Here is a 14,079-nt window from a genome sequence, read left to right on the forward strand (position 1 = left end):
CCGATCCGGCAAGGTGGGCCATGAGCAATTCACGCAAGTCCCTGCCCGGCTGAGGTGGCCAGGCCGGACTCCGGCATGCCGGTGCACCATGGCGGCCGGCCTAAAGCGGCTGGTAGTCGATCTCCTGAAAGTCGGCGACTTCCCGCATCCAGCGATTCTCGACGAAATCGCGGTGCATCGGGTGATCATTGTAGAAGTCGTAGGCCGCCTGATCGGCAAACTCCATCGAGAACCCAAAGGCATGGTCGCATTTGGAACTGACTTGCCGGAGCTGCTCGAATTTCTCCACCGTCGCAATGCCCGCCAGTTGCCGGGCGCTTTCCAGAAAGTCCCGTTCTTCCGCCGAACCGGCTTCATGCTTCAAGGTGAACACGACCGTATGTCTGATCATTCCCATTCCCGCCTGTGCAATCGACACCACAATAGAAATTCGCGGCATGGATGCAATCGTCAAACGCCGGGCCGGCAGATTGCTTCGCTGAACCGGTTCAGAACAGGATATCCGGCGGACGAGCTCCGCCGGATATCCGTGTCAGGCGATCACTCAGCCCTTGCGGTTGCGGGCGGCGAGTGTCCGGAGGCGCAGGGCGTTGAGCTTGATGAAGCCTGCCGCGTCCTTCTGGTCGTAGGCGCCCTGATCGTCCTCAAACGTCACCAGGGAATCCGAATAGAGCGTCTTCGGCGACGAACGGCCGGCGACCATGACGTTACCCTTGTAAAGCCGCAGCGTGACCGTACCCTCGACGTCGCGCTGGCTGTGGTCGATGGCCGCCTGCAGCATCTCGCGCTCGGGCGAGAACCAGAAACCGTTATAGATCAGCTCCGCATAGCGCGGCATCAGTTCGTCCTTGAGGTGCGCGGCACCCCGGTCGAGCGTGATCGATTCGATCGCCCGGTGGGCGGCGAGCAGGATGGTGCCGCCCGGGGTCTCGTAGACGCCGCGCGACTTCATGCCGACGAAACGGTTCTCGACGAGGTCGATACGGCCGATGCCGTTGTCGCGACCGAGATCGTTGAGGCGCGCCAGAAGTGTGGCCGGCGAGAGTTTTTCGCCATTGATCGAAACGGCATCACCCTTCTCGAACCCGATCTGGATCTCGGTGACTGCGTCGGGCGCGTCCATCGGCGAGATCGTGCGCATGTGGACATATTCGGGCGCCGATTCGGCCGGATCTTCCAGAACCTTGCCTTCGGACGAGGAGTGCAGGAGGTTGGCGTCGACCGAGAACGGGGCCTCGCCCTTCTTGTCCTTGGTCACCTGGATCTGGTTCTTCTCGGCGAATTCGAGCAGGTCGGTGCGGCTCTTGAACTGCCAGTCGCGCCACGGCGCGATGATCTTGATGTCCGGGTTCAGCGCATAGGCCGACAATTCGAAACGAACCTGGTCGTTGCCCTTGCCGGTCGCGCCGTGCGCAATGGCATCCGCGCCGGTTTCCCTGGCAATCTCGACGAGACGCTTGGAGATCAGCGGACGGGCGATCGAGGTGCCGAGCAGATAGGTGCCTTCGTAAACGGCATTGGCGCGGAACATCGGAAAGACGAAGTCGCGGACGAACTCTTCGCGCACGTCCTCGATGTAGATTTCCTTGATGCCGAGCATCTCGGCCTTCTTGCGCGCCGGTTCCAGCTCTTCGCCCTGCCCCAGATCGGCGGTGAACGTCACCACTTCGGCGTTCAGCTCGGTCTGCAGCCACTTGAGAATGATGGAGGTGTCGAGACCGCCCGAATAGGCGAGAACGACCTTCTTGACGTCCTTGTGCGATGCCATTTCAAAAATCCTGTCGTGTCGTGCGGCCTCCATTCGGGGGCCAAAATGCCTTGGGCCGCGGGTCGGGCGGCACTTTAGCCATAAGTTTGGCCGACACAAGCTTGCTTTCGGCGTGAAGGCGTGGAATTGGGCGCTGTCCCCACTCCGCCTGGAGAAACCGATGACCTATGTTCCCGACGCGCCGACCCTTCTCGCCTTTCTCGCCGCATGGTTCGTCATCGGCATCACGCCCGGTCCGGACATGACGCTGCAGATCGCCCGGGTGATGTCGAGCGGGCGCGCTGCCGGGCTCGCCTGCGGTTTCGGCGCCATCACCGGCCTTGCCGTTCACACGCTGCTGGTGGCGCTCGGAATCTCGGCGCTGGTGGTCGCGGCTCCCCTTGCCTTTCTGGCACTCAAGATCTGCGGCGCCGTCTATCTCTTCTGGTTGGCCATTCAGGCCATCCGCCACGGCTCCACATTCGATCTTCGCCCGGCAAAGCCGGCACGGGAACGCTCCCTCCTGTCTCATTTCTCGCAAGGGGTGGCAGTCAATCTGCTCAATCCGAAGATCGTGCTCTTCTTCATGACGTTCCTGCCGCAGTTCGTGCGCGCCGGCGATCCGTATATCACCGGAAAGCTCTTGTTCCTGGGCGGACTGTTCACGGTGCTGTCTATCCCGCTGATGATCTCGATCGTTCTCGGCGCTCACCAGCTCACGAACTGGCTCAGGGCCAGACCTTCGGTCACGCGGGCCATTGACTGGCTGTTCGCCGGAGTCTTCTCGCTCTTCGCGGTGCGGATTCTTCTGGCGCAATCACGCTAGCGCATTCGATCAGGCAAGCGGTGGCGGTTCTTTATCGGAACCGCGCCCGGCGGAGGAATCCTGCTTGACGATCCACTGTTCCGCACGGCGACGCCTCTCGCTCGGCAGCCATGAGCCGGAGGATCGGCCGGCAAACAACCAGTAGACGCTTCCACCCACCGCACCCGCGACGGCGGAGACTGCAAGCGGCCAGGCGACCGCCTCACCCTCGGAACCGGCAATGGCGAAGGCTCCGGTGGCAGCACCGATCAGCATCCCGCCGACCACGAAATAGAGCCAGTCGCGCCGCGCGGTCACTTCCAGGATGCCGATCGCGAGAAAGGCGGGCAGAAGGGCGGCCCGGCCAAAGGCGGCCGAGACCCCGATGACGCCGACGATGAGGGTGAATGTGATCTCGATGCCCGGAACCCGGCCGAAATCCTCGGGCCTTACAAGACCCGACAGGAAGACATAGGAAATGCCGGCGCCGAGGCAGGCGACGAGATAGCCGAAACCGATCGCGATGAAACGGATGATGAGGTCGCCGATCGATCCCATGATGTGTTCGTCCTCGCCCAACTTGTCATTGCTCGCCGCGGTTCGACCCGCATTCGGCGCCCGCCCTGCATAGGCAACTAGAGGCCGGCCGGCTGCAGGTCAATCCGGCGGAGGGGTGTCGGCGGCACCTGCCGGCCGTATCGTCTCGGGGTCTGCGGACGGGCCGCCGCGCCTGAGAGCCTCGCAGGCAGCCGTTCGGCGCGCAAGAAAGAGCTTTTCGGAGTAACTCTGCGACAGGCCGATCGCCAGCGAGAACGCCACCTCCGCCTCGACCAGCCGCCCGGTCCGCATCAGGAGATCCGCGTGGGCGGCGTGGAAGGGCTGGTAGTTGGCGAGTTACAGACCTGGTAGCCGGCCATCATCTTGCCGAACTCGGGGCTGTCGGGCGGCGTCTGCCGGGCGGGATCGGAATAGATCAGCGCAATGTACTTCATGAGGCATCTCCTGTTCGTTACCCCTTCGCACGATTGTGAAGGTTGACCGGTAACGAACGGAAGACAAGCCGATCGACAGCGCCCGAAAGATTTTTATTCGTCGGCGCCGTGGCCCGCGATCATCAGCGATTCCAGCGCCAGGCGCTCGGATTTGCGCATGCGTTCGGATTCCGACTTCAGCTGGCCGCAGGCCGCGAGGATGTCGCGGCCGCGCGGCGTGCGGATCGGCGAGGCGTAGCCCGCCTGATTGACGAAATCGGCGAATTTCTCGATCTGCTCCCAGTCCGAACACTCGTAGTCCGAACCCGGCCACGGGTTGAACGGAATGAGATTGATCTTTGCCGGAACGCCCTTGAGCAGTTTCACCAGATCGCGCGCATCCTCGAGACTGTCGTTGACGCCCTTGAGCATCACATATTCGAAGGTGATGCGCCGGGCATTGGACAGCCCAGGATAGGCGCGGCAGGCCTCCATCAGCTTTTCGAGCGGGTACTTCTTGTTGATCGGCACCAGTTCGTTGCGCAGGTCGTCGCGCACGGCATGCAGCGAGATCGCCAGCATCACGCCGATTTCATCGCCGGTACGGTAGATCTCGGGCACCACGCCGGATGTCGACAGAGTGATCCGGCGCTTGGACAACGACAGCCCGTCGCCGTCGGAAGCAATCAGCAGCGCCTTCTTCACATGCTCGAAATTGTAGAGCGGCTCGCCCATGCCCATCATCACGATGTTGGACACCTTGCGGCCTTCCGAGGGGACGATGGCTCCGGCGGGCGTATCCTTGTCCGGGAAGTCGCCGAGCCGGTCGCGCGCGACCAGAAGCTGGGCGAGGATCTCGCCGGCGGTCAAGTTGCGCACCAGCTTCTGCGTGCCGGTATGGCAGAAGGAACAGGTAAGCGTGCAGCCGACCTGGCTGGAAATGCAAAGCGTGCCGCGGCCTTCCTCGGGAATGTAGACGGTCTCGACCTCAACCGGGCGTCCGGCGCCGCGGGAGGGAAAGCGCATCAGCCATTTGCAGGTCCCGTCGGTGGAAACCTGCTCCTCGATGATGTCCGGCCGGGCGATGGTGAACGCCGTATCCAGCCTCTCGCGCAGATCGCGGGCGACATTGTGCATGTCGGCGAAATCGGAAGCGCCGCGCACATAGAGCCAGTGCCAGATCTGGCTGACCCGCATGCGGATCTGCTTCTGCGGGATTCCCAGTTCGGCGAGCGCTGCACCGAGTTCCTCGCGGTCGAGGCCGATCAGCTCGGTCTTCTCGGAGGATTTCGCCGGCGCGGGCGAGGCCGCATTGGTGGCGTCTGTCTTGTGATCGATGTCGATTGAAAGTGCCATGGCATCCATGATCCGTTTTCGCCCCTGTATCAGCTTTCGCGCCCCAGGTCATCCCGTGGGCGCGGCAAGGGGAATACGCAAAATACCGGAGAGCCGCTGGTTCGCAGCGGCTCTCCGGCTTCTTCTCTGAACTGCGTTTGCCGGAGACGCCCGAAAGGGCGCTATGCGGCTAGTTGCAGGAATTGATCTGGTTGAGCGCGGCCGTCACACCCTTCAGCGAGTAGCTGTAGGAGGTGGCGGTGCCGCGACGTGACGTGGCCTTCACGGTCATCGTCGAACCACCGCGCATCGCCGCAACAAGCTGGGGTTCCTGCGCAGCATTTTCCACCCAGGCGGAATTTCCGCGGGTAAAAAGCGTGAACTTGTTGCCATCGACATCGACCTCGACCTTCGAGGCTTCCTTGAGCGGATAGCCCATCATGGCCTGTGGCTCGTAGCTGATGTTCTGGCCGGGCCGCTGCGAAACGAGGAAGAAGATGTCGCCATGGTCCACATCTGCCGGGTTCTTCGCAGTCGGCACCGAAAGCACATAGCAAACCTTGGAGTTGCCCGAATTGTAGGAATAGGCACCCCAGGCGTCGAATTGCTTGATGCGGGTCGGAGATTGCGCGGCGGCGGCGGCCGTCAGGGCGAAGAGGGCCGTAATCGCGGTTGCAATGGTTTTCCCAATCATAGCTGTCCTACCGGTAGTCGTGAATTTTGAGGGCCGGACCGCGCCGTGCAGCGCACAGGACGCGTTGCCCCGGATCGATCAATTCATTTTGACTTAATTCAGGTTACCAAATCGTCAATTGCGCACAAATTCCGTTCCCGATCGGGACGGGCTTGAAAGGCGAATTGAGCATGATGCCCTCGCTAGTCATGACATTCTGTAACAATTGGAATCAGGCAAGAGTTTGTCCTTGCCGACACACCAATAAAGGGCGGGCACAACTTTTCGCATCCGAAGATTGACGCAGGGTTGAAAACCGGACCTAATGAGACACGGCCCGAACGAGATAACAAACACAACATGACCGACAGGGTTGAGAGAGATTTTTCGCATCTGGCGCTGTGCGTCGCGAAGAATCGCGACCAGACCGCCTTTGCCGAAATCTTCGACCATTTCGCCCCGCGGCTGAAGGCCTATCTCCTGCGGCTGGGCACCCCACACCTGCAAGCCGAGGAACTGGTCCAGGAAGTGATGATGGTCCTGTGGCATCGCACGAACCTCTACGATCCCTGCAAATCCTCGCTGTCCACCTGGCTTTTCCGGATCGCGCGGAACCGGCGCATAGATGCGGTCCGACGGGCGAAATCACGCAGTACCGCCGATCTCGACGACCCGATGATCCTGCCCGAGCCCATCGAATCGGCCCAGAACATGCTGGAGGCTCGGGATCGCGACAGGCAGGTTCGCGCGGCGATGATCGATCTGCCGCGAGAGCAGTACGACCTGTTGCGGATGGCGTTCTTCCTCGGCAAGTCACACAATGAAATTGCCGCCGAGACGGGCCTGCCGCTCGGTACCGTGAAATCACGCATCCGCCTTGCATTCACGCGCATGCGAAGCAATCTGGGGCAGGCAAGCGTTGAGGATGTCTAGCGCCGGAAAGTCCGGAAACCCGGCGTGCCTAGCGCGCCTTGAGCGGTGATTGCCCCTCACCCATGCGCCTGATCGCCGCCTTCGCGGCCTCACGATGGGCGTCGGTGATATGCGACCGTATGGAAGAGATCGCCACCGTCAGGACGGCAATATCGTCGCCGAAGCCGACCAGCGCGAGCATGTCCGGGACAGCGTCCAGCGGAAAGACGAAATAGGCCAGCGCCGCGATCAGGATCGCCTTCACGCGGCTCGGCGTTTGCGGATCGAAGGCGCAATAATAGGACGCAACGACGTCCTCGGCGAAGGGGATGCGCTTGGCGGCCTTGCCGAACGTCGCCCAGAAGCCGTCGAGCACGGATTTCTCATCCGCAGGATCCGGCGCGGGATCCGGCTTGTCGCCGGGCTGCAGAATTTCTCCGTCGAGTGCGGGCATGCTGTGTGCTCCTTCCTCAGGCGATGACGTCGCGACCACGCCGATCCGTTGAATATGGGCATCGGCACGCGCCCAATCAACGGGATGCCGCGCTTGCGCCGTTCAACCGGCCTTGCCGGCATAGGCATCCATCTTCCTGGCGAGCCTGAAATCCAGGTCCGTCAATCCGCCGGCGTCATGCGTCGACAGCGAGACCTCGACCGTCTTGTAGACATTCTTCCAGTCGGGATGATGGTCCATTTTTTCGGCCGCCAGCGCCACCCGGCTCATGAAGCCGAAAGCCTCGGAAAAATCCTTGAAGGTGAATGTGCGCGATATCGCATTGCCGCTGACATCGAGTTCCCAGTCTGGCGTCTCGGACAGCCGCGCTTTAAGGGTGTCACCGTCGAGCTTTTCGGCCGGCATGATATCCTCCTGTTTCTGGTGCTTGCATGACAGATAGGTCTCGGCAATCCAACGCACAGCCCCCGTCATCGGTTCTCTTCGTCTGTCTCGGAAACATCTGCCGTTCGCCGCTCGCGGAAGGCATATTCCGCCACCACGTCGGGGAAGCCGGGCTTTCGGACAAGGTGCGCATCGATTCCGCGGGCACCGGCGCCTGGCATGCCGGCGGCCTGCCCGACCGCCGCTCCATCGCCACCGCCGCACGCCACGGGCTGGACATCACCGGCCAGCGCGCCCGAAGGATAACCGACAGCGACTTTCGCGACCACGACCTGATCCTCGCCATGGACCGCTCCAACCGCGACACGCTTCTGGCGCGCGCACCGAACCCGGCCCGGGACCGGATTCACCTGTTCATGGAGCATGCGCTCGGGATCCCGCAGGATGTGCCCGATCCCTATTACGGCGAGGGCGACGGTTTCGAGGCCGTCTACCGGATGCTGGTCGAGGGCAGTTCGGCGCTGGTCGAGAACCTGTTCGGCGGCCGCCGCTCGACAAGCGGATAGGGCTCCTCGACGATATAGGGCCCGCCGCCGACCGAATCCTTCGACGACATGACCACGAACCGGTTCACCGTAAACGGCATCGTGCGGAAATTGCCGAAAGCGTGGAGGTAGTTCACCACGTCCTCGAGACGGGCATTGCGAAGCCGCGCCAGCGTCACGTGCGGCGCGAACTTGCGCGGATCCGCCGGCATGCCGAGCCGATCGCAGATACGGGCGATTTCCGCCTGCAGCGCCATCAGTTCCGGCGAGGGGCTGACACCCGCCCAGATCGAGTGAGGCTTCTTCGAGCCGAAGGAACCCACCGTATTGAGCGAAATCGTGAAAGGGGCCCGATCGATGCGGTCGAGGGCGTGGATCAGCTCGTCGGCGGCCGGGCCGTCGATGTCGCCCACAAAGCGCAATGTCAGGTGATAGTTCTCGACGTCGATCCACCGGGCACCCGGTAATCCACCCCGGAGCAATGACAGCGACATGGCCGCGTCAGCCGGAATTTCGAGAGCGGTAAAGAGCCTTGGCATGGCCAGATCCCCCGAATCAACCTGATAGACCGAGCGAATCACGCCCGCGCCGCCGGGGCAAGCGAATTCGCCAGATGAGTTCAGTTGCCGCCATCGCCCTGTGGACGGGTCTGCCCGATACGAGCGATGAATTCCTCGGCGACCGGAAGAAAGCGCTTGACCATTTCCTCCACGCCGGCAGCGCTCGGATGCATGCCGTCCGCCAGCACCATGCCGGGCTCGGCCGTCACCCCGTCGAGGAAGAACGGGTAGAGGACGAGATCGTATTTTTCAGCGAGGCCGGGATAGATCGCGTTGAACTTGTCCTCGTAACCCGGCCCCATGTTCGGCGGCGCGAGCATGCCGGCCAGAAGCACGGGAATGCCGCGTTCCCCGAGCCGCTCGATCATGGCCTCCAGGTTTTCACGGGTCTTCTCAGGCGATACGCCGCGCAAGGCGTCATTGGCGCCGAGTTCCAGGATCACGCCGTCGGTGCCGTCGGGGATCGACCAGTCCAGCCGCGACAATCCGCCCGAGGTGGTATCGCCGGAGACACCTGCATCGGCGATCTCGACGTCGTGCCCGCGCTCCCGCAAAGCCGCCTGGAGCTGCGCCGGAAACCCTTCTTCCTTCGAAAGATCATAGGCTGCCATCAGGCTGTCGCCAAAGCCTACGAGCTTGAGCGTCTCGGCGCGCACGGGCAGCGCGAAGGCCAGCAGAAGCCCCGCGATCACGAGGAATTGGGCGGGAAGGACTTTAAAACGCACGATGCCGCTCCTAACTTTGGAATTCACGCAATTCCGGGTCCATCTCCCGAACAATATAGGAAGCCCAAACGTGGCGGAAACCATCGTTGAGCTTGAATCGGCCGATCTCACCCTCGGATCCGGCGCGTCATCCGTGCGCGTCCTCAAGGGGATGAACCTCAAGGTGCAGGCCGGACAGTCGGTTGGCATAGTGGGCCCCTCCGGGTCCGGAAAATCGACGCTGCTGATGGTGATCGCGGGTCTCGAACGGCTCGACGCCGGCAAGATCCATGTCGCGGGCGAACCGCTGCACGAACTCGCCGAGGACGAACTCGCCGCCGTGCGCGGACGCTCCATCGGCATCGTCTTCCAGTCATTCCACCTGATTCCCAACATGACCGCGCTCGAAAATGTCGCCGTGCCGCTGGAGCTCGCCGGTCGCACCGATGCGTTCGAACGGGCTCGCGCCGAACTCGAAGCCGTCGGCCTGGGCAAGCGCCTGTCCCACTTCCCCGGGCAGCTTTCCGGCGGCGAACAGCAGCGCGTGGCCATTGCGCGCGCCCTCGCCCCCGACCCGGCGCTGATCGTGGCCGATGAGCCCACCGGCAACCTCGACGGCGATACGGGTCGCCAGATCGCCGATCTTCTGTTTTCCAAGCAGGCCGAACGTGGCGGAACGCTGATCCTCGTCACTCATGACGAAACGCTCGCCAACCGCTGTGACCGGCAGGTTTCCGTCCGCTCCGGCGAGGTGGTCGGCGACAGCCTCGCTCCTGCCGACGACCGCAAGACGGTCGTCGCGTGAACGCGCCCTCCCGCCCCGGCCTTGCCCTCGCCCTGAGACTTGCGCTGCGCGAAATGCGTGGCGGGCTTTCGGGCTTCTACATCTTCATAGCCTGCGTGCTTCTGGGCACCATGGCCATTGCCGGCGTGAATTCGGTCTCGCAGATGATGACCGAATCCATCCGCTCCGAGGGCCGGACGATCCTCGGCGGCGACATTCGCTTCGAGACCGTCGGCCAGCCCGCGGGCGGCAAGGAACGCGAATTCATCGATTCCCTCGGCACTGTCACCGAGGGAGCAGGCATTCGCACGATGGCGCGCACCGCCGACGAGAGCGACCAGACCCTCATCGAGCTGCGCGCCCTCGACGGCGCCTATCCGCTCTATGGCGCGCTCGGCCTGTCACCCGACATGACGCCGCAAAACGCACTGGCGCAGACAGACGGCGTCTATGGCGCGGTCGCGGCGCCGATCTTCTTCGAGCGGCTCGGCATCAAGGTCGGCGATCGCATTACCGTGGGACGCTCGGAATTCGAGCTTCGCGCCCAGATAACCGACGAACCGGATGCGCTGTCCGAGGGTTTCGGCTTCGCGCCGCGCCTGATGATCTCGATGGAAGGGCTCGACGCTTCCGGCCTCATCCGCCCCGGCAGCATTGTCGAATATTCCTATCGCGTGCGCCTTGCTGGCGATCGGACCGCCCGGGCGGTCTCCGACATCGCCAAGGCCGATTTCCCCGATGCCGGCTGGTCCGTCCGTACCAGCGACAACGCGGCCCCCGCCCTTTCAAACAATATCGAGCGCTTCTCGCAGTTCTTGACCCTCGTCGGACTGACCGCGCTGATCGTGGGCGGCGTCGGCGTCGCCAATGCCGTGCGCGCCTTCATCGATGGCAAGCGCGGCGTCATCGCCACGCTGAAATGCGTCGGCGCCTCCTCCCGCTTCGTCATCCTCGTCTATCTGATCCAGGTGATGCTGATCGCCTCCGCGGGCATACTGATCGGGCTCGTGATCGGCGCCGCCATCCCCTTCCTCGCGGCCGGCGCCCTGTCGGCCATCCTGCCCGTCGCGGGCAAGGCTGCGCTTTATCCGGTGGCACTCCTGCAGGCGGCCGTCTTCGGCCTGCTGGTCGCCTTCGCCTTTGCGCTTGCGCCGCTCGGCCGTGCCGGAGACGTGCCCGCCACCGCCCTCTTCCGCCAGTTGAGTTTCGACGGCACGGCCTGGCCGCGCTGGCCCTATCTTCTGGGTTCCGGTGCCGCGCTCGCCATTCTCTGCGCCCTTGCCGTGGCACTCGCCGACGATCGTCGCGTGGCCGGCATCTTCCTGCTCGCCGTTGCCGCCGCCTTCGTCGTCCTCAATCTCGTCAGCCGGGTGGTGCAGGCGATCGCGAGGCGTGCTCCCACGGTGCGCTCGACGCCGCTGCGGCTCGCCATCGGCAATATTCACCGGCCCGGCGCGCTCACCCCATCCGTGGTGTTGTCGCTCGGCCTCGGCCTCGCCCTTCTCGTGACCCTGGCCCAGATCGATACCAATCTGCGTCGCGAAATTTCCGGAAACCTTCCCGATCGTGCGCCGAACTTCTTCTTTGTCGACATCCAGGCCAGCGAGATCGAGGCCTTCCGCACCCGTCTCGCCGAACTCGCCCCCGAAAGCGATATCGAAACCGTGCCCATGCTGCGCGGACGCATTACAGCGCTCAACGGCGAAACGCCCAATGCCGAGAATGTGCCGCCTGAAGGACGCTGGGTGCTGCGCGGCGATCGCGGCCTCACCTACGCGCCGAAACTGCCTGAGGGCTCGGCGCTGACGGCCGGCGAATGGTGGCCGGAAGACTATACCGGTGAACCCCTCGTTTCCTTCTCCGCCGAGGAAGCCGGCGAACTGGGACTGAAGCTCGGCGACACGGTTTCCGTCTCGGTGCTCGGCCGCACCATAACGGCGAAAATCGCCAATCTGCGCGAGGTGGAGTGGGAATCGCTGTCGATCAATTTCGTCATGGTCTTCTCGCCATCCGCCTTTGCCGGCGCGCCGCATTCCTGGCTCGCCACCCTCGCCGAACCCGGCGCGACCAACGAGCAGGAAGGCCAGCTGCTGCGGACAATCACCGCCGATTTTCCGACCGTGACCTCGGTTCGCGTGAAGGACGCGATCGAACTTGCCGATCGGCTTGTCGGCCAGATCGGCACGGCAATCCGCGCCGCAGCCGCGATCGCGCTGATCGCCTCGGTCCTGGTTCTGTCAGGCGCACTCGCCGCAGGAAATCGCGCCCGCGGCCATGATGCGGTGGTGCTGAAGACGCTCGGCGCCACCCGCAAGACGCTGATCGGCGCCTATTCGCTCGAATACGGGCTGATCGGACTGTCGACGGCGCTCTTCGCGCTTGGTTTCGGCGCACTCGCCTCGTGGTTCGTCCTGACCCGCATCATGTCGCTGCCATCGAGTTTCGTACCAGAAATCGCCATCGCGACGATCATCGCCGCGCTTGTCACCACCATCGGTATAGGCCTGATAGGCACCTGGCGCGTGTTGGGACAAAAAGCCGCGCCGATGCTGCGTGAGCTTTAGGATTCAATGCCGAATCGGGGTCCGGTGTTAACGAAACCGGCCATTTGGCTGATTTCTGACGCGAAATTGAAGGCGAATAACCTTGCGGCCATACCGCAGACAGCACATATTATGACCAGTGATGCTGAGCCCCGCAGCGGCACCTGGGGATATCCCATCTGTTCAATCCGGGGCTGATAGAGGAAAACATGGCTGACTTTCGCAATACGAACGTCCACACCGCGTCCCGCCAGACCGCCGGTGTAGCCTATGACGAAGGCCTGCGCACCTACATGCTGCGGGTCTACAATCTCATGGCCCTCGGCCTCGCCATTACCGGTGTTGCCGCCTACGGCACCTTCGCCGCCGCGGTTTCCAACGGACAGCTTACCCAGTTCGGCACCATGCTCTACGCGAGCCCGCTGAAGTGGGTCGTCATGCTGGCTCCGCTGGCAATGGTCTTCTTCCTGAGCTTCCGCATTCAGAAGATGAGCGTAGCTGCGGCCCAGACGACCTTCTGGGTCTATGCGGCCCTCATGGGTCTTTCGCTCTCCTCGATCTTCCTGGTGTTCACCGGCACGAGCATCGTCCAGACATTCTTCGTCACCGCGGCCGCATTCGGTGCGCTGTCGCTTTACGGCTACACGACGAAGCGTGATCTCTCGGCGATGGGTTCGTTCCTGATGATGGGCCTGTTCGGCCTGATCATCGCCATGGTGGTCAACATCTTCCTGCAGTCCAGCGCCATGCAGTTCGCGATTTCCGCGATCGGCGTGCTGATCTTCGCCGGCCTGACCGCCTACGACACCCAGTCGATCAAGGACATGTACTATGAAGTTGAGGCCAACGAGACCATGACCGGCCGTGCGGCCATCATGGGCGCGCTCCGCCTCTACCTCGACTTCATCAACCTCTTCATGTTCCTGCTCCAGTTCATGGGCAATCGCGAGTAGTCGCACACGGAACCTGAAAATCGGAAAGGGCGGCCCCCGCGGGTCGCCCTTTTTCTTTGCCGCCCGGGCAGGCACGAGCACTCTTTACCGCCACTGGTTTTGCTCGCATAAGATCCTGCCGACCAATCCACACTGCGGACCATTCCCATGATCATCAGAGACGCCACCCAGGCCGACCTTTCGGCCATCACCGAGATCTATGCCGAGAGCGTGAACAACGGCGTCGCGACCTACGAGCTGGAACCGCCCAGCATCATGGAGATGACGGCGCGCTTCGGTGTGGTCACCGGCAACCGCTATCCCTATATCGTGGCCGAACACGACGGAACGATCCTCGGTTACGCCTATGCCGGACCGTTCAGGACGCGGCCGGCCTATAACTGGATCTGCGAGGATTCGATCTATCTCGCGCCCGAAGCCAGAGGAAAGGGCGTGGGGTCCGCGCTGTTGTCGGAACTTCTTGCCCGCTGCGAGGCGCTGGGCTTCCGGCAGATGATCGCGGTGATCGGCGGCGCGCACCCGGCTTCCGTGGCGGTTCACGCGAAGGCCGGTTTCGAGCATCAGGGCACGCTGAAGGCGACCGGCTACAAGCACGGCCGCTGGCTCGATACCACCTTCATGGAAAAGGCGCTCGGCGAGGGTTCGACCACCGATCCGGATACCCGGACATATCCCGGTACGCTCTACCGCGCCTGAAGAGGCAGGCGCC

At 63.1% G+C, this 14,079-nt stretch carries 18 protein-coding genes; 7 read left to right on the top strand and 11 right to left on the bottom strand.

Annotated elements, in window-relative coordinates; translation table 11 throughout:
• Positions 1–100: 100 nt before the first annotated feature.
• Both E2A64_RS00675 and E2A64_RS00680 read right to left on the bottom strand, forming a co-directional pair.
• Complete coding sequence (locus E2A64_RS00675; RefSeq protein ID WP_133282532.1) at positions 101–391, bottom strand: Dabb family protein; 291 nt, start codon at positions 389–391, stop codon at positions 101–103.
• Positions 392–544: 153 nt separating this feature from the next.
• Positions 545–1,768, bottom strand: a complete 1,224-nt coding sequence (locus tag E2A64_RS00680) for an argininosuccinate synthase (RefSeq protein ID WP_133282533.1) — start codon at positions 1,766–1,768, stop codon at positions 545–547.
• Positions 1,769–1,928: 160 nt separating this feature from the next.
• Here E2A64_RS00680 and E2A64_RS00685 point away from each other — a divergent pair, with 160 nt between their 5' ends.
• Positions 1,929–2,573 carry a LysE family translocator gene (locus E2A64_RS00685; RefSeq protein ID WP_133282534.1) on the top strand — a complete coding sequence of 215 codons (645 nt, stop codon included), beginning with the start codon at positions 1,929–1,931 and terminating at the stop codon, positions 2,571–2,573.
• Positions 2,574–2,582: 9 nt separating this feature from the next.
• Here the strand turns inward: E2A64_RS00685 and E2A64_RS00690 are convergent, their stop codons facing one another.
• From E2A64_RS00690 to E2A64_RS00705, 5 genes are all read right to left on the bottom strand, one after another.
• A complete protein-coding gene (locus E2A64_RS00690; RefSeq protein ID WP_133282535.1) occupies positions 2,583–3,110 on the bottom strand; it encodes a hypothetical protein in 528 nt (175 codons plus the stop codon).
• Positions 3,111–3,209: 99 nt separating this feature from the next.
• A complete protein-coding gene (locus E2A64_RS00695; protein WP_133282536.1) occupies positions 3,210–3,401 on the bottom strand; it encodes a hypothetical protein in 192 nt (63 codons plus the stop codon).
• Positions 3,401–3,544 (bottom strand): hypothetical protein, encoded by a 144-nt coding sequence (locus E2A64_RS17765; protein WP_158285652.1) that lies wholly within the window; start codon positions 3,542–3,544, stop codon positions 3,401–3,403. The genes E2A64_RS00695 and E2A64_RS17765 overlap by 1 nt, the downstream gene beginning before the upstream one ends.
• A 93-nt stretch (positions 3,545–3,637) precedes the next feature.
• A complete protein-coding gene (gene rlmN / locus E2A64_RS00700) occupies positions 3,638–4,879 on the bottom strand; it encodes a dual-specificity RNA methyltransferase RlmN (RefSeq protein WP_133282537.1) in 1,242 nt (413 codons plus the stop codon).
• A 169-nt stretch (positions 4,880–5,048) separates the two neighbouring features.
• The gene (locus E2A64_RS00705) at positions 5,049–5,552 is read right to left on the bottom strand and encodes an invasion associated locus B family protein (protein ID WP_133282538.1); all 504 of its coding nucleotides are present in this window, start codon (positions 5,550–5,552) and stop codon (positions 5,049–5,051) included.
• Between the two features lie 339 nt (positions 5,553–5,891).
• Here E2A64_RS00705 and E2A64_RS00710 point away from each other — a divergent pair, with 339 nt between their 5' ends.
• Entirely contained in the window at positions 5,892–6,464 is a 573-nt protein-coding gene (locus E2A64_RS00710) for a sigma-70 family RNA polymerase sigma factor (protein WP_133282539.1), read from the top strand.
• A gap of 28 nt (positions 6,465–6,492) precedes the next feature.
• Here E2A64_RS00710 and E2A64_RS00715 read toward each other — a convergent pair whose 3' ends face one another.
• Both E2A64_RS00715 and E2A64_RS00720 read right to left on the bottom strand, forming a co-directional pair.
• Positions 6,493–6,897, bottom strand: coding sequence for a YkvA family protein (locus E2A64_RS00715; protein ID WP_133282540.1), 405 nt, complete (start codon positions 6,895–6,897; stop codon positions 6,493–6,495).
• Between the two features lie 102 nt (positions 6,898–6,999).
• Positions 7,000–7,302 carry a 4a-hydroxytetrahydrobiopterin dehydratase gene (locus E2A64_RS00720; protein WP_133282541.1) on the bottom strand — a complete coding sequence of 101 codons (303 nt, stop codon included), beginning with the start codon at positions 7,300–7,302 and terminating at the stop codon, positions 7,000–7,002.
• Between the two features lie 26 nt (positions 7,303–7,328).
• Here E2A64_RS00720 and E2A64_RS00725 point away from each other — a divergent pair, with 26 nt between their 5' ends.
• Positions 7,329–7,847 carry a low molecular weight protein-tyrosine-phosphatase gene (locus E2A64_RS00725; protein ID WP_133282542.1) on the top strand — a complete coding sequence of 173 codons (519 nt, stop codon included), beginning with the start codon at positions 7,329–7,331 and terminating at the stop codon, positions 7,845–7,847.
• Here the strand turns inward: E2A64_RS00725 and thpR are convergent.
• Entirely contained in the window at positions 7,772–8,365 is a 594-nt protein-coding gene (gene thpR, locus E2A64_RS00730; protein WP_133282543.1) for an RNA 2',3'-cyclic phosphodiesterase, read from the bottom strand. The genes E2A64_RS00725 and thpR overlap by 76 nt on opposite strands.
• Positions 8,366–8,445: 80 nt before the next feature.
• A complete protein-coding gene (locus tag E2A64_RS00735) occupies positions 8,446–9,111 on the bottom strand; it encodes an arylesterase (RefSeq protein ID WP_244598103.1) in 666 nt (221 codons plus the stop codon).
• A 70-nt stretch (positions 9,112–9,181) separates the two neighbouring features.
• Between E2A64_RS00735 and E2A64_RS00740 the strand changes: the two genes are divergently transcribed.
• From E2A64_RS00740 to E2A64_RS00755, 4 genes are all read left to right on the top strand, one after another.
• Entirely contained in the window at positions 9,182–9,895 is a 714-nt protein-coding gene (locus E2A64_RS00740; RefSeq protein ID WP_133282545.1) for an ABC transporter ATP-binding protein, read from the top strand.
• A 53-nt stretch (positions 9,896–9,948) separates the two neighbouring features.
• The gene (locus E2A64_RS00745) at positions 9,949–12,438 is read left to right on the top strand and encodes an ABC transporter permease (RefSeq protein ID WP_133284190.1); all 2,490 of its coding nucleotides are present in this window, start codon (positions 9,949–9,951) and stop codon (positions 12,436–12,438) included.
• Positions 12,439–12,626: 188 nt separating this feature from the next.
• Complete coding sequence (locus E2A64_RS00750; RefSeq protein WP_133282546.1) at positions 12,627–13,370, top strand: Bax inhibitor-1/YccA family protein; 744 nt, start codon at positions 12,627–12,629, stop codon at positions 13,368–13,370.
• 141 nt (positions 13,371–13,511) lie between these two features.
• Positions 13,512–14,066, top strand: a complete 555-nt coding sequence (locus E2A64_RS00755) for a GNAT family N-acetyltransferase (protein ID WP_133282547.1) — start codon at positions 13,512–13,514, stop codon at positions 14,064–14,066.
• The last annotated feature ends 13 nt before the right edge of the window (positions 14,067–14,079 follow it).

The organism is Pseudohoeflea suaedae (assembly GCF_004354915.1).
GTDB classification, from domain to species: domain Bacteria; phylum Pseudomonadota; class Alphaproteobacteria; order Rhizobiales; family Rhizobiaceae; genus Pseudohoeflea; species Pseudohoeflea suaedae.